Consider the following 19,604-nt stretch of genomic DNA (forward strand, 5'->3'; position numbering starts at 1 on the left):
TCACACTGACCTTCCGGCCGGCGTTTGGGGCAACTCGTAAAAACTTACCCGATGTTTCCGGGCTTGTCAACTCGCTGTTTTTCTTGGCGTGTTGTCTTGCCCGGAGCGGGCTCTCCATCCTACATCATCGCGGGCGCGCTAACGTCCGCGTTTCAGGAGGTTGGAGGTGCTGTCTCGTGGGGCTCAGTGAGGCCCCTCAGGACCTTTCGAGCGCTTCCCTCGTCGGCAGCGAGAAGAACATTACGGCCAGATGAACCTCCACGTCAAATCGGCCACACAACAGGCCTCTGACACTCAAAAGTCCTGGTAAATGACCGATGCGACGCGCCCGCTTGGCCTCCTTCGGCCCGATCCAGCCGAAAATTCTTTGAAGAAATCTCTGCGGGTCTAGTCATCCCTGCTCAAAGGGAGCCGGAACGGCTTGGCCGCACGGCCGATGGGCCACACGCATGCAGTTCACGCGAGGTCCGCTGGGCCGTGCGCGAGAAGCTCCACGAAGGCGGCCTCGTCGAGCACCGGCACTCCAAGGCTCTTCGGCCTTGGTCGCCTTGGAACCCGCGTTGGCGCCTGCCACCACATAGTCCGTGTTCTTAGAGACCGACGATGCGGCCTTGCCCCCGCGGGAGATGATCGCTTCCTTCACGGAATCGCGCGTGAACCCCTCGAGCGTGCCGGTTGCCACCACCGTGAGGCCGTCAAGAGTCCGCTCCACCGACTCGTCACGCTCATCCTCCATGCGCACGCCGGCCGCGGCCCATGACTCCACGATCTCGACGTGCCAGTCCACGTCGAACCATCGGCGCAGCGACTGTGCGATGACGGTCCCCACCCCTTCAATCGCCGCGAGGTCCTCCTCGCGAGCCTCCACGAATCGCGTCCATGCTTCCCAGCGCAGTGGCGATGGCCCGTGATGCGCTCGGCCCCACGTGGCGAATCGAGAGCCCGACCAGCACCCGCCACAGCGGTTGCGTCTTCGCAGCGGCAAGGTTGTCGATCAGCCTTCCTGCCGTTCTCGGCCACATCTCCGGCGCGGCGCCCCAGGACGCCGGCTTCGCGTTGCTTCTTGGTGAGTTTCTCGTCCACGTCATAAACAAACATCGGGACCCGACGGAGGTCGTCTTCCGTGAGGCTGAACAGACCCGCCTCGTTGGCCAGCACTCCGGACTCGACGAGGGCGGCAGCGGCCTTCTCGCCAAGAACCTCCACGTCGAGCACACTGCGCGAGCCGATGAACGCGATGCGATCGATGATTTGCGCGGGGCAGGCCCGCGCATTCGGACACCGCAGGTCTTTGTCGCCTTCCTTCTGCTCGGCGAGCAGCGTGCCGCATGACGGGCACTCCGTGGGCATCTGCCACTCACGCTCCGTGCCCTTTCGCGCGGCCACCACGGGCCCCACGATCTCCGGGATCACATCGCCTGCCTTGCGCAGCACGACGGTGTCACCGATCAGCACTCCCTTGCGCTTGACCTCGTGGCGGTTGTGAAGCGTCGCGTACGTGACGGTGGAACCCGCCACCGTGACCGGCGTCATGACTCCGTAGGGAGTCACACGGCCCGTGCGGCCCACATCCACGCGAATATCTTCGAGGACCGTGTGGACCTCTTCGGGCGGGAACTTGTACGCGATCGCCCACCGCGGTGCGCGAGACGTGAATCCGAGTTCCGACTGCACGGCGCGGTCGTCGACCTTCAGCACCGCACCGTCAATCTCATGAACCAGGTGGTGACGGTGGTCTTCAAGGTAGGCAAGCGCCTCCTCGATGGCGCCGATGCCCTCGACCGTCTTGACATGCGCGCTGGTGGGAAGACCCCAATCGGCGAGAACTTCATAGATGCCGTGTTGCGTGAGGGCGCGCGGGTCGGGCCCCGCCTCCCCCACTCGAGAGCACCCAGCGCGTACGTCGTCACATCGAGGGGACGGGACGCTGTCACCGCCGAGTCCTTTTGCCGCAACGAGCCAGCAGCCGTGTTGCGAGGATTCGCGTAGGGGTCCTTGCCCGCTTCGCGCAGACGGTCATTCAGGCTCCTCAAAGGCCGCGACGGGCAGGAACACCTCGCCGCGCACCTCGACCAACCGCGGCACGTGAGACCCCGTGAGGGTGCGAGGAATCGTGCCGATCGTGAGCACGTTGGCTGTCACGTCCTCACCCGTGGTCCCGTCTCCGCGCGTGACGCCCCTCACGAGTTCGCCATTCTCATACGTCAGTGAGATCGACAGCCCGTCGATCTTGGGCTCGCACACGACGCGCTGCTCCCCGCCTCGCGGCCCACCCGCGCCAGCCACGCCTCTACATCGGCCAGGTTGAATGCGTTGTCGAGGCTCCACATGCGCTCGCGATGTTGCACGGAGGCGAAGCCCGTCTCGGCACGCGCGGCTCCGACCGTCTGTGTGGGTGAATCAGGCTCGGCGAGCCTCCGGGTGTGCTGCCTCAATCTCGCGCAGTTCGCGCTCAAGAGCGTCGTACTGAGCGTCAGAAATGGTGGGTGCATCGTCGCCGTAGTAGCGCGCCCGATGCTCCTCGACCTGCTGGACAAGATCCTGATGGCGGACGCGGGGATCGTTCTGGTCGCTCACGGTCCTATCCCACCACGACCCACCCACATCGTGCGGCCCGCACGCCCCGCATCGGCCCTAGTCAATGTCACTGACCGTGACTAGCCTGACCGCATGCTTTCCCGGACCTGGATCGTTACGCTCGTGGGCGCCGCCTGCGCCACCACTCTCGCGGGGTGCTCCCTCGTGGACGGAACCACGAGCCCCACCGTGACCGTGACCGCGCACGCCACGACCACGGCGGAACCCTCCGCGCAGCCGGCGGTCACCATCACGGCAGCGCCCACAGTGGACGGCACCTACGCCCGCCCGCTGTGGCTAGGGCAGGTGCCTCTCGACATGGGAGACAACAACCTTGGGGTTCCCGGGGACACGCCGGAGGCGCTCCAGGACCGTCGGCTCGAGCCTCGCGCCTGGCTTCCCGACCCCGAGTCCGAGGAGTGGTTCCAGCGCATCTCGATGGACGTTCCCCAGGACGTGGTCACTCGATCGTCGTGGCAGGCGGGATGCCCCGTTGACATCAGCGAGATGGCGTACATCGAGATGCCGTACTGGGGATTCGACAAGAAGGTCCACACCGGCGAGATGATCATCCACGAGGACCACGTCGAAGACGTCGCCAAGGCGTTTGAGAAGATCTTCGACGCGCAGTACCCCATCGAGGAAATGCGCGTCATCTCGCGCGAGGAACGCGACTCTCCGCCGACCGGTGATCACAACGTGACGAGCGGCTTCACGTGTCGGCAGATCGTCGGAGCCTGTCGAACGCTGGTCGCAGCACGCCTACGGCAAGGCCATCGACATCAATCCCTTCCACAACCCGTTCCATCGCGATGACGAGTTGTTTCCCGAGCCTCCGAGGCCTACCTCGACAGGGAGTGGATCCGCACCGGCATGATCGACGAGGCGTCAGAGGTGTACTCGGCGTTCACCGCAATCGGGTGGAAGTGGGGCGGCCACTGGACCGGCCGCGAGGACTGGATGCACTTCTCCGTGAACGGTCACTAGATGCGGCCGACGGGGTGCGAGTCTCACCCCGTCCGGCTGGTACTGCCTCCCAGGCCACTCGGGCCGATGAGTGCTGACGTTCCTACACGACGCGGCCGCCCGCAAGAATGAGCGCTGACGTTCCTACAGCGATCAGAATCGGCGGGAGGGGTGCATGCCCATGCGGGCGAGCACCGTGTTCTCGATGATCGCGACCACGTTGTAGAGCACCAGCGACACCGCGGTCACGGCCACCACCGATGCCCACATGTCCGTGAACTTCGCCTGGGCGAAGTAGCCGTTGATCACACCGCCGATGCCGCCGCCGGTCGCGAGCCACTCGGCGAGGAGTGCACCCGTGATGGCGCCGGGCACCGAGATGCGGACCGCCGCAAAGAACGCGGGCAGGGACCCCGGCATCGCGACCTTGCGGAGCCTTGTCACCGCTCCGCCGCCGTACACCGTCACCACGTCGAGCATCTGAGGGCTCGCACCCTTCAAACCAAAGGCGATGTTGACCAAGGCAGGGAACAGCACCACGATGCCACCCATGACGGCAGTGGTGAGAAACCCTCGGCCAAAGATCATGATCACCACGGGCGCGAACGCGATCAGCGGAACCGTGCGCAGCAGTAGCGCCACCGGCATCAGCGCCGCCTCGAGGCCCTTCGACAACTGGAACAGGATGGCGATCAGGACCGCGAGAGTCAGCCCTGCGACGAAGCCGATGAGCGCATCGGCCATCGTGACGCCCAGGTTGGCGGCCACCTCCGCGCGGTTGTCCGCCGCGTCCACATCGGACGTGAAGTAGCGCCACACGTCGACGGGGCCCTTCGCCACGTAGGGCGAGAGATCGAACACCATGATCGCGCCCTGCCAGATGACGAGCACGGCCGCCAGTGCGCCCACAAACGTGCCGAGCGACGAGACGAGCGCGCGGCGAGCGGCCCGCCGGCTCTCGGCGCGCACGTGATCGGAGAGGTCCGTGACCTGACGCGCGTCAGTAGCCGTCGAGGGAATGGTGTCGCTCATGCCGTCTGCCCCTTTGCCCACGGAGCCGACAGGCGCGTGAGCGTGCCGACAAGCATGTAGGCAGTGAGCGCCACGAGGCCCGATGCGAGCGACAGTGCCCATAGGCGCGGGGCGTTGAGGGACTGCTGCGCGATGATCATCGCGGGCCCCACCCCGGACTCCACCTTGCCGAGATACTCGCCAAGAATCGCGCCGAGGAATGCCGCGGGCACCGCCACCTGCAAGGCGGTCAGCGTGGCGGGAAGTGCAGAGATGAGACGCACCTTCCGCAACTGCGTGAAGCGCGAACCGCCGTAGACGGCGACCAGGTCAAGGCTGGCACGGTCGGCAGATTTGAGGCCGAGAAGGGTGCCGACGACGGTCGTGAAGAACACGCAGATGGCGGCGAGGGCTGCTGCGGTCTGCGACGGCTCGCCCGCCGCGGGAACCCCGAGGATGAGCAGCAGCAGGGGGCCGATCGCCACCACGGGGATGCAGTAGGACACCACCGCGAGCCTGCATCACGACGCCTTCAAGGCGAGGCACCACGAGCACGAGTGCCGCCAAGATGAGGGCAAGTCCGCAGCCCCAGAGGTAGCCTTGCGCCGCCTCGCGCACGGTGATGGAGAAGTTGTTCCAGTAGAAGGCTCCAGCCGGACTCCGCGAAGGCTGCTGAACACCTGCGGCGGCGTGGGAATGCCTGCGGCGTCTCCCTTCGTGGCCTGGGCCGATGCACCGATGACCCACCACAGGCCCACCAGCGTCACGGCGCCGGCGAGCGAGGAGGCCCACGCGGGGAGCGGGCGCACCATCAGTCCTCCTCGGCGGCGGCGCCCCCTGCCCCGAAGAGCAGGTCTGACGCGTGGTCCACGTAGGCATGGAACTCGGGAGTGCGCTGAATCTCGGGCGTCCTGGGGCGCGGAAGATCGATGTCGATGATCTCCTTGACGCGGCCGGGCCGGGGACTCATGACGGCCACCTGGTCGGCGAGGAAGATCGCCTCGGTGATGCCATGCGTCACGAGCAAGGTGGTGGCTGGCTTGGCCGCGAGGATGCGCATCAGTTCGAGGTTGAGCCTTCTGGCGCGTCATGTCGTCGAGCGCGCCGAAGGGCTCGTCGAGCAGAAGGACGGACGGCTTGAGCACCAGGGACCTGGCGATCGACACGCGCTGTCGCATGCCACCGGACAGGTGCGCGGGCTTGGCCTTCTCGAAGCCGTTGAGGCCCACCAACGAGATGAGTTCGGCGATGTAGTCGTCATCGACGGCGACGCCTGCCACCTCGAAGGGGAGCCGAATGTTCTTGTAGACGGACCGCCACGGCAGGAGCGCCGAGTCCTGGAACGCGATGCCCAGTTCGTTGTACGCGCGCAGGTCCTCAGGCGTACGTCCGTCGACGCGAATGGTGCCGCTCGTCGGCTCCTCAAGCCCCGCAAGGATGCGCAGGATGGTCGATTTGCCGCAGCCAGAGGGACCCAAGAGCGCGAGCAGCGAGCCCTGCGCCGTCTGAATGTGGGCGTCCTGGAGCGCTGTGACCGACCCGGTGCGAGTGGTGAAGACCTTGGTCAGACCGTCGATGTGCAGGCCGGTGCCCAGGGTCTCGCCCTGGACACCGGCCGCGGTGGTGCTTGTCATCGTGTGAAGCAGTCCCAGATCAGCCCGCGTAGGCGACCAGGTCGGGGTTCTCTGCGTACACCTCGTCCAGCAGCGTCATGTCGAACAGCCTGGTCGGCGGTGATCTCGATGCCGGCGCCAGCGAGCGAGGCGACGGTCTCGGTCTGGAGCTCCTCGGAGATCGTGAACAGGCCGTTGGCGGCCGTCTCGTCGGAGACCACCAGGCTCCTCGGCCTGGACGGTGGCACCCTCTGCCGAGACCTCGGGGTCGAGGCCCAGGTCGGCCCCGTACTCCTCCACGGCGAGGCGTGAACCCTCAGCGGGGTCGTTGACGGCGTCGGTCCAACCCTTGATCTCCGCGACGAGGAAGGCCTTGAGCTTCTCGCGCTCGTTCGCGATCGAGTCGTCCGTGACCGAGAAAGTCTCCGCGACGAATGGCAGTCCGTTGTCCGCGAACGGCAGGTTGGTGACCTCGTGACCCTCAGCCTGGAGGATCAGCGACTCGTTGGTCAGGTAGGCGATGAAGCCATCGACCTCGCCGGAAACCAGCGGCGCGGGGTCGTACTGGACCGGGACAATCTCCACGTCATCCTCGGTAAGACCGTTGGCGGCCAGCAGCGCGAGGAACAGCGCCGTGTTGGAGTCCTGCACGCCGATCTTCTTGCCGATCATGTCCTCGGGCGTGGCGATGTTGCCGCCGTCCGCAAGCGACAGGACCGTGAACGGGTTCTTCTGGTAGGTGGCGCCGATGATCTTCAGCGGCGCACCCTCGTTGCCGATGCCCGAGCCGATGGAGACCGCGTCGGACAGCGCCACATCGGCCTGACCGGAGACCAGTTCCGCGACGCCGGTGGACGGGCCAGGGGTGAGGCTCACCGTCTCGAATCCCGCCTCCGCGTAGTAGCCCTGCGAGTCCGCGAAGAACTCACCGGAGAACTCCTCGTTCTTGATCCACGACAGCCGAACGGCGATGTCGCCGAACGACTCGACGGCAGCCTCAGCGGACGTGTCAGGAGCGGCAGAGTCCGACGACGTGGGCTCCTCCTCCGCTGAACCCGACGCACAAGCGGCAAGCGTCAGTGCGGCGACGGCGGCCGTGGCGGCGAGCAGTGCTCGCTTGGCGGTTGACCCAGGGGTCAGGACGTTCGGGGACATACGGTTTCTCCTTCGTGCCAGGGGACGCCCGCAGGGAGGGATCCCCGCGGGCGGTGGCTCCCTCGCCATCGTGTGGGCGGCGCTCCCCCTCAGGAGCGCCGCTGGGCGAGACGCTAATCACCAGGCGTTTCGTCGGAAGTGCCCGGCGTGTTTCCGGTCCGTAAATTTCACGCGCTTTGGTCAAGCGCCGTGAGAACGCCGTGGCAGATTGGCGTTCCAGGCTGCCGATGCGGCGGCCACCTGAGACGCTCGTACCAGGCAGGAGGGAGGCAGCGATGGACCTCGTGGCCGTCCGCACGATGAGGGTGGCGCACTCACGCTCCGATCTCGTCCTCGCCCCCGGCGAGGAGTTCATGGCGGGCGCGACCTGGCTGTACTCCGAGTCCCAGCCTGATGTCACCGGCCTCGTCGACCTCTCAGCCATGGGCTGGGCGGGCATCGCCTCGGAGCCCGATGGCTCCCTCACGGTGGGATCGATGACCACCATCGCAGCCCTCGCCGAGTGGGGCGACGCGGCAATGGTGGGCGCTTCGCCGCTGTTCCGCCAGTGCGCCGAGTCCCTCCTGGCGTCGTTCAAGGTGCAGACCTCTGCGACCGTGGGTGGGAACATCGCCCGGTCCTTCGCGGCGGGCGCCATGATCGCCCTCGGAGCGACACTCGACGCGACGGCAGAGGTCTGGGGGCCGTCCGGGACCGACATCGTTCCCGTGAGCGCCATCCCCGCGGGCAACGGTCTGTCCTCCCTCAAGCGCGGGGAGGCCATCCGTGCTGTCACCTTTCCGGCCGCAGCGCTCGCGAGCCACACCGCGCATCGGCGCATCGCCTTGGCCGAGCACGGCAGATCCGGGGCACTCCTGACGGGCAGGCGCGACGCGGACGGCTCCTGCGTGCTGGTCATCACCGCCGCCACCGCGACGCCCGTGGTCCTCCGCTACGCCACGGTGCCGACGCCCGATGAGGTGGTGGCCGCCGCCCTCGCCGCCACCGGCTACTACTCCGACGCCTTGGGCACCGGGGACTGGCGGCGGGCCGTCTCGGCCACACTGCTGGCCGAGGTCGCGGAGGAGCCTGGCATGACGTACTCCGTCAACGGCGCCCCCGTTCCTGGCGACCCCGCACCCGGCCAATGTCTCCGGACGTTCCTGCGCGAAGCCGGCCATGTCGAGGTCAAGAAGGGTTGCGACTCGGGAGACTGCGGCGCGTGTTCTGTCCTCATCGACGGACAGGCGGTCCACTCGTGCATCACACCCGCCCAGCGCGCGCGGGGGCGCGAGGTGACCACGGCCGCCGGCCTCGCGCCCGCGGGTGAGTTAGCGCCGGTGCAGGAGGCGCTCGCGGATCACTTTGGGTTCCAGTGCGGCTTCTGCACGCCCGGCATGGCGGTGACGGCCTCGACGCTTGACGCCGCGACCGTGGCAGACCCCGCCGCACTCGCGAAGGCGATGCGCGGCAACCTCTGCCGCTGCACCGGCTACCGCCCCATCCGCGAGGCGATCACGCATGCCGTCTGCGGTACGGCCGAAGGATGTGGCGGGTGCACCCGCACCCTCGCCAGGCCAGAAGCATCGGCCGCGCCGGCGACGAGCGGGCCTGGCGTCGGGGCGACCGTCACTCACCCGGCCGCCGACAGGATCGTCGCGGGACACGAGCCCTTCACCTTCGACGAGATGCCCGCGGGAACCGCGCACCTGGCCGTCCTCGGCTCCCCTCATGCTCATGCGCGCGTGGTCGCCATCGACGCCAGCGCCGCCCTCGCCATGGACGGCGTGCTCGCGGTCCTCACGCACGCGGACTCCCCCGACGTGTGGTTCTCCACGGGCAGGCACGAGCACCGCGAGGACGACCCCGACGACACCCGCGTGATCGACGACACCATGCGCTTCGTGGGTCAACGCGTCGCCGTCGTGGTCGCCGAAACCAAGCGACTCGCCGATCTCGCCGTCGACGCCATCCGCGTCGACTACGACGTCCTGCCGCACGTCCTCGACCCCGAAGCGGCGCGCTCCCCTGGCGCGCCGGTCCTTCACCCGCACCGCACCCCCGCCGACCGCGTGGCCGACGCGAACCGCAACGTGGTCGCGTCCGCGCACGACGCCACCGGCGACGTGGAGGCGGCCCTCGCCGCGTCCGCCGTCACGGCATCGGGCACCTGGCAGACCGCGCGCGTCACCCACGGGCAAATCGAAACCCACGGCGCCGTGGCGTGGGTGGCGGACGATGGCCGCCTGACGCTGCGCACGAGTTCGCAGGTGCCATTCCTCGTGCGCAACGAGCCTGGCGCACGTGCTCGGGATGGAGCGCGCCAAGGTGCGCGTGTTCACGGCACGCGTGGGCGGAGGGTTCGGCGGCAAGCAGGAGATGTTCTGCGAGGACATCGTCGCGCTCGCGACGCTGCGCACCGGCCGGCCCGTGGCCTATGAGATGACGCGCGAAGAGGAGTTCATCCGCACCTCCGTGCGCCACCCCTTCAGGGTCGCGGTGCGGGCGGGCGCCGACGGCGACGGGCGCCTCACCGCCCTGCACCTCGACGTCCTGAGCGATACGGGCGCGTATGGCAACCACGCCATCGGTGTGATGTTCCATGGCTGTTCGGAGTCCATCGCCGTGTACCGCGCGCCGGTCAAGCGGCTCGATGCCGAAGCGGTCTACACGAACAACGTCCCCTCGGGCGCGTTCAGGGGCTACGGACTGGGCCAGGTGATCTTTGCGATCGAGTCCGTGCTTGATGACCTCGCTCTCCAGCCTGAATCTCGATCCCTTCGAGATGCGACGACTCAACGCGGTGCGGCCAGGAGACGACTTCATCGTGGCCGGAGCGCCAGAGGAGGACCTGAAGTTTGGGTCCTACGGCCTCGACGAATGCCTCGACCTCGCCCGCGAGACCCTTGCGGGCCCGGACGATGTCGCGCCGCCCGCCGGCTGGGACATCGGTGAGGGCATGGCCGCCTCCATGATCGCGACGCTGCCGCCGCGCGGGCATCGGTCGGTCGCCGCCGTGGGCCTCGGGCCCGATGGCGTGTTCCAGGTGCGCTCGGGCACCGCGGAGTTCGGCAATGGCACCACCACCGTGCACCGGCAGGTGGTGTCCGAGGTCTTCGGCGTGCCGTGGTCCCGCATCGCCTTGGTGCACGCCGACACCGACGCCGTGCGTCACGACACGGGAGCCTTTGGTTCGACGGGCATCGTGGTGGCCTCCAAGGCACTTCACGCCTCCTGCGTGGCACTGCAGGACGTGCTCGTGACCGCCGGCGCATCGGTGCTCGGCATCGCGCCCGAGGCATGTTCCTGGACTCCCGATGGAGTGACGGGAGGCGGTCGCACCGCGACGGTTGCCGAGGTCCTCGCCGCCGCAGACCCCTCCGTGATGCGGGGAGACAGCGCCTGGTGCGAGACCGAGCTCGACCAACGCGAACGCTCGGTCGCCTTCAACGTGCAGGCTTTCAGGGTCGCAGTGCGGCGCGCCACGGGTGAGGTGCGCATCCTCAAGTCGGTACAGACCGCCGATGCCGGTGTGGTCATCAACCCCGAGCAGTGCCGGGGCCAGATCGAGGGCGGCGTCGCCCAAGGCATCGGCTCCGCGCTGTACGAGGAGGTGCTGATCGCGCCGGACGGTTCCGTGTCCAATCCCGCATTCCGTCAGTACCGCATCCCGCAGATGGCCGACGTGCCGCGCACGCACGTGTTGTTCGCGACCACCTCGGACGCCCTCGGACCGTACGGTGCGAAGTCGATGTCAGAGTCGCCGTACAACCCCGTGGCGCCGGCGCTCGCCAACGCGATCCGGCGTGCGGTGGGGGTGCGCCCCTTCACATTGCCGATGACCCGCGACCGCGTGTGGCGAATGCTGCAGAGGCGACGCGGCGTCGCTAGCCGCGAGCGTGGATGGTCGCGGAGGTGCGCTCGCTGAGGTGGCCGCCGTGGCGGCCATGCGCATCGGCGACAATCTGCGCCACGATCGACACGGCGGTCTGCGCGGGCGACGCTCCCCCGAGGTCCAACCCGATAGGGCTGCGCAGACGCTCAAGCGACTCCTGCGGAACGCCCGCATCGCGCAACAACTCGCGCCGGCGCGCATCCGTGCGCCGCGACCCCATCGCGCCCACGAACCCGGCGTCGCTGGCGAGCGCAGCCACGAGCGCGGGAATGTCGAAACGCTCCTCATGCGTCAAGACGCAGATCACGTCGCGAGGCCCGATGCTCTCGTTCGCCACATAGTCACCCGGCCACGCGCGAACCACCTCATGCGCATCGGGGTGCCGACGCTCCGTCGCGAAAGCGGGGCGTGCGTCCACGACCGTGATCCGATAGCCCAGCGGCCGCGCCGCGGTGGCAAGCGCCGAGGCGAAGTCCACCGCGCCCACGATGATCAGTCGCGGCGCAGTCTCGCGCCGGATCCGAAGCGTCCCCGCCCGCGCCTCCCCGGCATCGGCCGGGCGGACCTCGCCGGAGGCCAGGTCGATGTCGAGCGCCGCCTCCTCGCCGCGAGCGGCGAGGGCGAGTTGGGAACGCACCGCAGCATCGGCCGGGTCAAGCACCGAGGCGACCACGCCCAGGTGCCCGCCGCAGGCTAGGCCCGCCGCCAACGCATCGTCATCGGAGAGGCCCAAGTCCGTGGAGGCGACACCGAGCGAGCCCGCGAGCGCGGCCAGCGCAAGCTCGTACGCCTCAGACTCGACGCAGCCACCGGAGATCGCTCCGATCACGTCGCCGGCCTCATCGACCGCCATCGCGGACCCGACCGTGCGCGGTGCGGAACCGTGAACGGCCGCGACCGTGACGACTCCCACACGGTGCCCGCGCCCCAGCGAGAGCTCGAGTTCGGTCGCGATGTCCAGCATGAGCCGACTGTACGGCTGATGTGTTTCGGCGGCATTGCCGTTCTCGCCATCCGCTCGACACGCGCCCGCAACACGTTGTCCCTAGTGTCGGAGCCATGACGGAGATCGACCTGGTGGTGCGGGCACAACGCACGCTGATCGGCGACGAATGGCACAGCGCGGCCGTCGCCGTGCGCGCAGGGCTCATCGTCTCCGTCGCGGGGTTTGACGCGGAGATCGATGCCCGCGACGACGTGACACTCGCCGACGACGAGGTCCTCCTGCCCGGCGTGGTCGACACGCACGTCCACGTCAACGAACCCGGCCGTACCGAGTGGGAGGGCTTCACCTCCGCCACCCTTGCGGCCGCCGCGGGCGGGACCACGACCGTCATCGACATGCCACTCAACTCGATCCCGCCGACCACCACCGTCGAGGCCTTGCTGCTCAAGCGCGCCGCGGCTACGCCTCAGGTCTCCGTGGATGTCGGATTCTGGGGCGGCGCCATCCCCTCCTCGCTCGGGCACCTGCGCGAACTCCACGACGCGGGGGTCTTTGGCTTCAAGTGTTTCCTGTCGCCCTCCGGGGTCGACGAGTTCCCCCATCTCACCCGTCCGCAACTGTTCGAGGCGGCGCGCGAAATCGCCTCCTTCGACGGACTTCTGATTGTTCACGCGGAGGACCCCGGAGCGCTGCTTCCCCACGGTGGCGGCACCCACTACGACGACTTCGTCGCCTCACGGCCCGATGCGGCCGAGACGAGCGCCATCGACTCGGTCATCGAGGCCTCCCGCGCTACCGGCTGCCGCGTCCACATTCTGCACTTGTCATCCGCGGCGGCGCTGCCCTCGATTCGTGCTGCGAAGCGCGCCGGCGTGCGACTCACCGTCGAGACGTGCCCGCATTACCTCACCTTTGACGCCGCCTCCATCCCCGACGGCGCCACCCAGTACAAGTGCTGCCCGCCCGTGCGGGACGCCGCCAACCGGGAGGCGTTGTGGGAGGCATTGGTCGACGGCACCATCGACCTGGTCGCCTCCGATCATTCGCCCGCGACCGTCGAGCCTGAAGGTGGGCGCGGACGGAGATTGGGCGCGTGCGTGGGGAGGCATCTCTGGCGTCCAGGTGATGCTTGCCGCCGTCGCTAGCGGCGCCCATGCTCGGGACATCCGACTCGCCGATGCCGCCGCGTGGGTCACCCAGAGGCCCGCCGCCTTCGCAGGACTCACCGACAAGGGATCCATCGCCGTGGGCAAGCGCGGCGACCTCGTCGCCTTCGCTCCCACGGAACGCTGGACAGTCCACGCCTCGGACCTGTCGCATCGCAACCCCGTGAGCGCGTTCGACGGCCACGAACTCACCGGCAGGGTGCGCCGCACCTGGCTGGCAGGCGCCCAGATCTTCCCGTCGCGAGCCCCCGCTCGACGCACGGGCCGGCTGATCGAGCGGCGCTAGCGCGCCGCATCGGCCACATGGACGCGGGGCGACCCGCACGGACACGCAAGGAGGGCCACATGGCCATCACCCTCGGACCTCATCAGTACGGCAAGGCGGAGAACCGCATCGTGCGGATCGTGCGCGACACCGCCCGGCACGAGATCACCGACGTCAACGTGTCCACGTGCCTGCGCGGCGGCTTTGACGACGCTCACCTCACCGGCGACCAGGCGACCGTGCTGCCCACCGACACCCAGAAACAGACCGCGTACGCCTACGCCAAGACGGTGGGGCTCAACCCCATCGAGGACTACGCGCTGGCGCTCGCACGCCACTTCGTCGACGACGTGGAGCCCGTGACCGGCGCCCGCATCGAGATCGAGGAGTTCGCCTGGGAGCGGGTAATCGTCGATGGCACGAGCCATGACCACACCTGGGCGCGGACCGGGCGCGAGGTGCGCACCGCCGCGGTGACGGTCGACGGCGCGGGCGAGGATCGCATCGAGCACGTGATCCAAGGGCTCAAGGACCTCACCCTCCTGAAGTCGACAGGGTCCGAGTTCCACGGCTTCCTGCAGGACGAGTACACCGTCCTCGCCCCGACGGACGACCGCATCATGGCCACGTCGCTAGTGGCGTCATGGCGCCTGGCGCCCGGCACAGGCGAGGACTGGAACGCGCTGTACGCGTCGGTCGCTGGGATTCTCGCGGCGGTGTTTGCCACGCATCACTCGTTGGCGCTGCAGCAGACGCTGTTCGAGATGGGCCGCGCCGTCCTGGAGGCACACGAGTCCGTCGTGGAGATCCGCCTGTCCGCGCCCAACAAGCACCACTTCGACTACGACCTCGGGCGGTTCGGGATCGAGAACCGCGGCGAGGTTTTCCACGCCGACGACCGGCCTTACGGGCTGATTCAGGCTTCCGTGGTGCGCGACGAGTTCCCGCCCGCGCCGCTCGCATGGGAGAAGTACTCCGGGTTGGTGTGACGCGGATACGCTGACGTTATGGCGAGTGTCAGTGTCGTCATTACGGCCTTCAACCAGGGAGAACTCATCGCGGAGGCGGTGGCGTCCGCGTGGGCGCAGACCTCCACGCCGGCACAGGTCATCGTGGTTGACGACGGCTCGAACGACCCCTCCTCGCTCGACGTGCTCCGCTCGCTTGACGCGGACGTCATCTCACAACCGAACTCCGGTGTGAGCGTCGCGCGTAACACGGGCTTTGGTGCGGCGACCGCGGACCTCGTCGTGGTTCTCGACGGCGACGACCGGCTCGCACCCTCCTTCATTGAGGGCACCGCGTCCCTGCTCGACAGCAACCCTGCCATGGTGGCCGCATCGAGCCTGGATGCACCTGCATGGGGTCGTCGATGCCGTGGTAAAACCGGCCGGCGGCGCCGCAGTCGACTTCCTCGCGCGCAACGCGTGTCCCGCGACGGCGCTGGTGCGCCGGACGGCCTGGCAACGATGCGGAGGATACGCCGAGGGCATGCGCTCGGGGTTTGAGGACTGGGACTTCTTCCTGACCTTACTCTCGGAGGGCGGCACGATCGGCATCGTCCCCGAACCACTGATCGAGTACCGGACCGCGCCTGCCTCCGCGAACATTCGTTCCATGTCCGGCCGGGTCGACCTCTACGGATTGCTCATCGACCGGCATCGGCCACTTTTTGAGGCCCACATGCGCGATGCCCTGCTCGCCCTCGAGTCGCGAGCGATCCTGGCGAGCGCCCGTGCGGAAGAGTTGATGGTGCGCCACCCCGAGGAGCCGATCGGCGATATCTCGTACGGAGACGGCGGCATGGCGTCCGCGGTCCGCATCGCTTCCGCGCGCGCGGCGAGGTAGTCCGTCACGCGACGCTGACGCCACCTCAGCAGCGAGGGCCCCGCACCGTGATGGTGCGGGGCCCTCGCGCGTGACGGATGGGGCTTAGAAGTCCCAGTCGTCGTCCGTGGTCTCTTCGTGCTTGCCGATCACGTAGGACGAGCCGGAGCCGGAGAAGAAGTCGTGGTTCTCGTCCGCGTTGGGCGACAGGGCCGACAGGATCGCCGGGCTCACGTCGCACACGTTGGACGGGAACAGCGCCTCGTAACCCAGGTTCATCAGGGCCTTGTTGGCGTTGTAGTGCAGGAACTTCTTGACGTCCTCGGCCATGCCGAGGCTGTCGTAAAGGTCGTGCGTGTACTGGACCTCGTTCTCGTAGAGGTCGTACAGGAGGTTGAAGGTGTACTCCTTCAACTCCTCGCGACGCTCCGGGGTCTCCTTCTCGAGGCCCTTCTGGAACTTGTAGCCGATGTAGTAGCCGTGCACAGCCTCGTCACGAATGATGAGGCGGATCATGTCCGCGGTGTTCGTGAGCCTTGGCGCGGCTGGACCAGTGCATGGGCAGGTAGAAGCCCGAGTAGAACAGGAAGGACTCGAGAAGTGTCGAGGCCACCTTCCTCTTCAGCGGGTCGTCACCGTGGTAGTACTCGAGAACGATCTGAGCCTTGCGCTGCAGGTTCTGGTTCTCGGTGGACCAGCGGAACGCCTCGTCGATCTCCTTGGTCGAGCACAGCGTCGAGAAGATCGACGAGTAACTCTTGGCGTGCACCGACTCCATGAACGCAATGTTCGTGTAGACGGCCTCCTCGTGCGGCGTGAGCGCGTCCGGAATGAGCGAGACGGCGCCGACGGTGCCCTGGATGGTGTCCAGCAGCGTGAGGCCGGTGAACACGCGCATGGTGAGCGTCTGCTCCTCCGGCGTGAGCGTCGCCCACGACTGGATGTCGCCGGAGATCGGGACCTTCTCGGGGAGCCAGAAGTTCGCGGTGAGGCGGTTCCACACCTCGACGTCCTTGTCATCCTGGATGCGGTTCCAGTTGATGGCGTCGACGTGGCTGACGAGGGTCGGCTTCTCGGTCATGTGAGTTCCTTTACGTGACGGATCGAATCGAGACGAGCGTTACAGCATGCAGGCGACGCAGCCGTCGACCTCGGTCCCCTCGAGCGCCAGGCGGCGGATGCGGATGTAGTAGATGGTCTTGATGCCCTTGCGCCACGCGTAGATCTGCGCCTTGTTGATGTCACGCGTGGTGGCGGTGTCCGGGAAGAACAGCGTCAGCGACAGGCCCTGGTCCACGTGCTGGGTGGCAGCGGCGTAGGTGTCGATGATCTTCTCGGGGCCGATCTCGTACGCGTCCTGGAAGTACTCCAGGTTGTCGTTGTCCATGAAGGGCGCCGGGTAGTACACACGACCCAGCTTGCCTTCCTTGCGGATCTCGATCTTCGAGGCGATCGGGTGGATCGACGAGGTCGAGTTGTTGATGTACGAGATGGAACCGGTGGGCGGCACGGCCTGGAGGTTCTGGTTGAAGATGCCGAACTCCTGCACCGAGGCCTTCACCACGCCAGTCGTCCTGGGTGGGGATGGCGATGCCGGCATCGGCGAAGAGCTCCGCGACGCGGGCCGTGGCGGGCACCCACTCCTGGTCCGTGTACTTGTCGAAGAACTCGCCCGACGCGTACTTGGAGTCGGCGAAGCCCTCGAACGAGGCGCCCTGCTCCTTGGCGATGGCGTTCGACGCCGCGATGGCGTGGAACAGCACCGTGTAGAAGTAGATGTTGGTGAAGTCGATGCCTTCTTCGGAGCCGTAGTGGATCCGCTCGCGGCCGAGGTAGCCGTGGAGGTTCATCTGGCCAAGGCCGATGGCGTGGGCGCGGTCGTTGCCGTACTTGACGGACGGCACGGAGTCGATCGACGACTGGGTCGAGACGGCGGTGAGGCCGCGCACGGCGATCTCCACGGTCTTGCCCAGGTTGCCGCCGTCCATCGCGGTGGCGATGTTCATCGAGCCGAGGTTGCAGGAAATGTCCTTGCCGGTCTGCTCGTAGGTGAGGTCCTCGTTGAACACCGAGGGGGTGTTGACCTGGAGGATCTCCGAGCAGAGGTTGGACATGTTGATGCGGCCCTTGACGGGGTTCGCGCGGTTCACGGTGTCCTCGAACACGATGTACGGGTAGCCCGACTCGAACTGAAGGCTCCGCGACCGTCTGGAAGAACGTGCGGGCCGAGATCTTGGTCTTGCGGATCCGCGAGTCGTCCACCATCTCGTGGTACTTCTCGGTGATCGAGATGTCGCCGAAGGGCACGCCGTACACGCGCTCCACGTCGTAGGGGCTGAAGAGGTACATGTCCTCGTTGTTGCGCGCGAGCTCGAACGTGATGTCCGGCACCACGATGCCGAGCGAGAGGGTCTTGATGCGGATCTTCTCGTCCGCGTTCTCACGCTTGGTGTCCATGAACTTCATGATGTCCGGGTGGTGTGCGGACAGGTACACGGCACCGGCGCCCTGGCGCGCACCCGCCTGGTTCGCGTACGTAAAGGAGTCTTCGAGGAGCCTTCATCACGGGGATGATGCCCGAGGACTGGTTCTCGATGTGCTTGATGGGCGCGCCGGCTTCGCGGATGTTCGACAGCGACAGCGCCACGCCGCCACCGCGCTTGGACAGCCTGCAGCGCGGAGTTGATGGAGCGACCGATGGACTCCATGTTGTCTTCGATGCGCAGCAGGAAGCACGAGACGAACTCTCCGCGCTGAGCCTTGCCCGCGTTGAGGAACGTGGGTGTGGCCGGCTGGAAGCGGCCCGAGACGATCTCGTCGACGAGGCTGGTGGCCGCCTTCTCGTCACCCGCTGCGAGTGCGAGAGCCACCATCACGACGCGGTCTTCGTAGCGCTCGAGGTAGCGCTGACCGTCGAAGGTCTTCAGCGTGTACGACGTGTAGTACTTGAACGCTCCGAGGAACGTGGGGAAGCGGAACTTCTTCGCGTAGGCGCGGTCGGTGAGGCCCTGAATGAAGGAGAAGTCGTACTGCTCGAGCACCTGGGGCTCGTAGTAGTTCTTCTCGACCAGGTAGTCCAGGCGCTCCTTGAGTGAGTGGAAGAACACCGTGTTCTGGTTGACGTGCTGCAGGAAGTACTCGCGGGCCGCCTCGCGGTCCTTGTCGAACTGGATGTTGCCCTCGGTGTCGTAGAGGTTCAGCATCGCGTTCAGCGAGTGGTAGTCCATCCCTGTGCGGGGCTTCTCGATCACTGTTGCTTCCACAGCCTTCTCCAATCCGTCGCGGACCGCAGTGACATCGTCCTGCGTCCCAAAAAGTTCAAACTTGTACAGGTGGGGCACCTTGCACTTGTCGGCGATGATGTCGCCTGCGATGCAGTAGGCCGCCCCGAAGTTGGTGTTGCCCGCGCTGATGACGCCCCGAATGTACGAGCGGTTGTGCTCGTCATTCAGGAACTTGATCACCTGCTTGGGCACCGCACCCTTGCCGTTGCCTCCGCCGTAGGTGGGGACGATGAGCACGTAGGGCTCATCCACCGTGAGGTGGCCTTCGGTAGGCAGGAGCGGGATGCGCTCGGCTGGCACGCCTAACTTGTCGACGAATCGGCGAGTGTTCTCCGATGCCGAGCCTGAAGTAGACCAGCGAGGCCATGGGGTTTCCGTTAGGAAGCGGCGCGCTCGGCCAGGCTTCGCGATGCGGTCGGGCTGGAAGCCGGACCAGTGCTCGTCTCCGGCGATGACCACGGGGGCCTGGAGGTAGCCGAGCTTCATCACGGTGTCGTACGCGTCCTGGTCCTCGGTGACATCGAAGATCTGGAACTCAAGATCGGCACGCTCGAGCGCCTTCTTGGTGGCCGTGCACTGCACGCAGGCGGGCTTCGAGTAGACCGAGATCGTCATGAGGACTTCCTTTCGGGGACGGATTCGAGGACAACGTTCATCACTATATCTGGGGGCAAGCCCCGGAAGCCACCACTAGATGGTGTGTTTCTTCCACAGTTTTGTGCACAGCCCCTGTGGGCAGCCTGTGCATAGCGGTGGACAGCGACGGCGACACGCCCGGCGGCTGTGCTGACACGCCGAGACGACACGCCGACGTGGCGGATGTCGCGGCACTGCGCCCAAGAAATGTGGGTGAAATCCTGTCCGACTAGCGTGGCGTTCAGAGCAGTCAGCGGGCGCCAGTGTCCCGCCCCTCGGGCCGG

General features: G+C 67.1%; 14 protein-coding genes and 5 pseudogenes. 10 read left to right on the top strand and 9 right to left on the bottom strand.

What is annotated here, in order from left to right; genetic code table 11:
• Nucleotides 1-456 precede the first annotated feature (456 nt).
• A pseudogene (ligA, locus tag QQK48_RS03325) lies at nt 457-2,604 on the bottom strand (NAD-dependent DNA ligase LigA).
• Nucleotides 2,605-2,670: 66 nt separating this feature from the next.
• On the opposite strand from ligA, the gene QQK48_RS03330 reads away from it, so the two are divergent.
• From QQK48_RS03330 to QQK48_RS03335, 3 genes are read left to right on the top strand one after another with little or no spacing between them, the layout of a single operon-like run.
• On the top strand, nt 2,671-3,393 hold the full coding sequence (locus QQK48_RS03330; RefSeq protein WP_284327471.1) for a hypothetical protein: 723 nt from the start codon (nt 2,671-2,673) through the stop codon (nt 3,391-3,393).
• Nucleotides 3,353-3,454: a hypothetical protein gene (locus QQK48_RS21155; RefSeq protein WP_488798429.1), complete on the top strand. Its 102-nt coding sequence runs from the start codon at nt 3,353-3,355 to the stop codon at nt 3,452-3,454. The genes QQK48_RS03330 and QQK48_RS21155 overlap by 41 nt, the downstream gene beginning before the upstream one ends.
• Nucleotides 3,439-3,564, top strand: coding sequence for a M15 family metallopeptidase (locus QQK48_RS03335; protein ID WP_488798430.1), 126 nt, complete (start codon nt 3,439-3,441; stop codon nt 3,562-3,564). The genes QQK48_RS21155 and QQK48_RS03335 overlap by 16 nt, the downstream gene beginning before the upstream one ends.
• A 132-nt stretch (nt 3,565-3,696) precedes the next feature.
• Here the strand turns inward: QQK48_RS03335 and QQK48_RS03340 are convergent, their stop codons facing one another.
• The 4 genes from QQK48_RS03340 to QQK48_RS03355 form a co-directional block, all read right to left on the bottom strand.
• Nucleotides 3,697-4,575, bottom strand: a complete 879-nt coding sequence (locus QQK48_RS03340; RefSeq protein ID WP_284327473.1) for an ABC transporter permease — start codon at nt 4,573-4,575, stop codon at nt 3,697-3,699.
• On the bottom strand, nt 4,572-5,063 hold the full coding sequence (locus tag QQK48_RS03345; RefSeq protein ID WP_284327474.1) for an ABC transporter permease: 492 nt from the start codon (nt 5,061-5,063) through the stop codon (nt 4,572-4,574). Before QQK48_RS03345 ends, QQK48_RS03340 begins: the two co-directional genes overlap by 4 nt.
• A gap of 12 nt (nt 5,064-5,075) precedes the next feature.
• Nucleotides 5,076-6,188 carry an ABC transporter ATP-binding protein gene (locus QQK48_RS03350; protein ID WP_284327475.1) on the bottom strand — a complete coding sequence of 371 codons (1,113 nt, stop codon included), beginning with the start codon at nt 6,186-6,188 and terminating at the stop codon, nt 5,076-5,078.
• A gap of 75 nt (nt 6,189-6,263) precedes the next feature.
• On the bottom strand, nt 6,264-7,322 hold the full coding sequence (locus QQK48_RS03355; protein ID WP_284327476.1) for an ABC transporter substrate-binding protein: 1,059 nt from the start codon (nt 7,320-7,322) through the stop codon (nt 6,264-6,266).
• Nucleotides 7,323-7,597: 275 nt separating this feature from the next.
• Here QQK48_RS03355 and QQK48_RS18935 point away from each other — a divergent pair, with 275 nt between their 5' ends.
• The 3 genes from QQK48_RS18935 to QQK48_RS18945 are packed head-to-tail and all read left to right on the top strand — an operon-like array spanning nt 7,598 to nt 11,229.
• Entirely contained in the window at nt 7,598-9,742 is a 2,145-nt protein-coding gene (locus QQK48_RS18935; protein WP_348523420.1) for a 2Fe-2S iron-sulfur cluster-binding protein, read from the top strand.
• Nucleotides 9,636-10,256 carry a molybdopterin cofactor-binding domain-containing protein gene (locus QQK48_RS18940; protein WP_348523421.1) on the top strand — a complete coding sequence of 207 codons (621 nt, stop codon included), beginning with the start codon at nt 9,636-9,638 and terminating at the stop codon, nt 10,254-10,256. Before QQK48_RS18935 ends, QQK48_RS18940 begins: the two co-directional genes overlap by 107 nt.
• A 16-nt stretch (nt 10,257-10,272) precedes the next feature.
• Nucleotides 10,273-11,229: a xanthine dehydrogenase family protein molybdopterin-binding subunit gene (locus QQK48_RS18945; RefSeq protein WP_348523745.1), complete on the top strand. Its 957-nt coding sequence runs from the start codon at nt 10,273-10,275 to the stop codon at nt 11,227-11,229.
• Here QQK48_RS18945 and QQK48_RS03370 read toward each other — a convergent pair.
• Nucleotides 11,189-12,160 carry an XdhC family protein gene (locus QQK48_RS03370; protein WP_284327477.1) on the bottom strand — a complete coding sequence of 324 codons (972 nt, stop codon included), beginning with the start codon at nt 12,158-12,160 and terminating at the stop codon, nt 11,189-11,191. The genes QQK48_RS18945 and QQK48_RS03370 overlap by 41 nt on opposite strands.
• A 95-nt stretch (nt 12,161-12,255) precedes the next feature.
• Here QQK48_RS03370 and allB point away from each other — a divergent pair.
• From allB to QQK48_RS03390, 4 genes and pseudogenes are all read left to right on the top strand, one after another.
• Nucleotides 12,256-13,594, top strand: a pseudogene (gene allB / locus QQK48_RS03375) (allantoinase AllB).
• A gap of 59 nt (nt 13,595-13,653) precedes the next feature.
• Entirely contained in the window at nt 13,654-14,562 is a 909-nt protein-coding gene (pucL, locus tag QQK48_RS03380) for a factor-independent urate hydroxylase (protein ID WP_284327478.1), read from the top strand.
• Nucleotides 14,563-14,580: 18 nt separating this feature from the next.
• Nucleotides 14,581-15,081, top strand: a complete 501-nt coding sequence (locus QQK48_RS03385; RefSeq protein WP_284327479.1) for a glycosyltransferase family 2 protein — start codon at nt 14,581-14,583, stop codon at nt 15,079-15,081.
• Nucleotides 15,065-15,421, top strand: coding sequence for a hypothetical protein (locus tag QQK48_RS03390; RefSeq protein ID WP_284327480.1), 357 nt, complete (start codon nt 15,065-15,067; stop codon nt 15,419-15,421). Before QQK48_RS03385 ends, QQK48_RS03390 begins: the two co-directional genes overlap by 17 nt.
• 84 nt (nt 15,422-15,505) lie before the next feature.
• Here QQK48_RS03390 and nrdF read toward each other — a convergent pair.
• From nrdF to nrdI, 3 pseudogenes are all read right to left on the bottom strand, one after another.
• Nucleotides 15,506-16,481: pseudogene (gene nrdF, locus QQK48_RS03395) on the bottom strand (class 1b ribonucleoside-diphosphate reductase subunit beta).
• 39 nt (nt 16,482-16,520) lie between these two features.
• Nucleotides 16,521-18,627: pseudogene (gene nrdE / locus QQK48_RS18950) on the bottom strand (class 1b ribonucleoside-diphosphate reductase subunit alpha).
• A 99-nt stretch (nt 18,628-18,726) separates the two neighbouring features.
• Nucleotides 18,727-19,299: pseudogene (gene nrdI, locus QQK48_RS18955) on the bottom strand (class Ib ribonucleoside-diphosphate reductase assembly flavoprotein NrdI); the annotation flags it as partial.
• Nucleotides 19,300-19,604: the final 305 nt, after the last annotated feature.

Source organism: Demequina litorisediminis, assembly GCF_030161615.1.
Lineage (GTDB): Bacteria > Actinomycetota > Actinomycetes > Actinomycetales > Demequinaceae > Demequina > Demequina litorisediminis.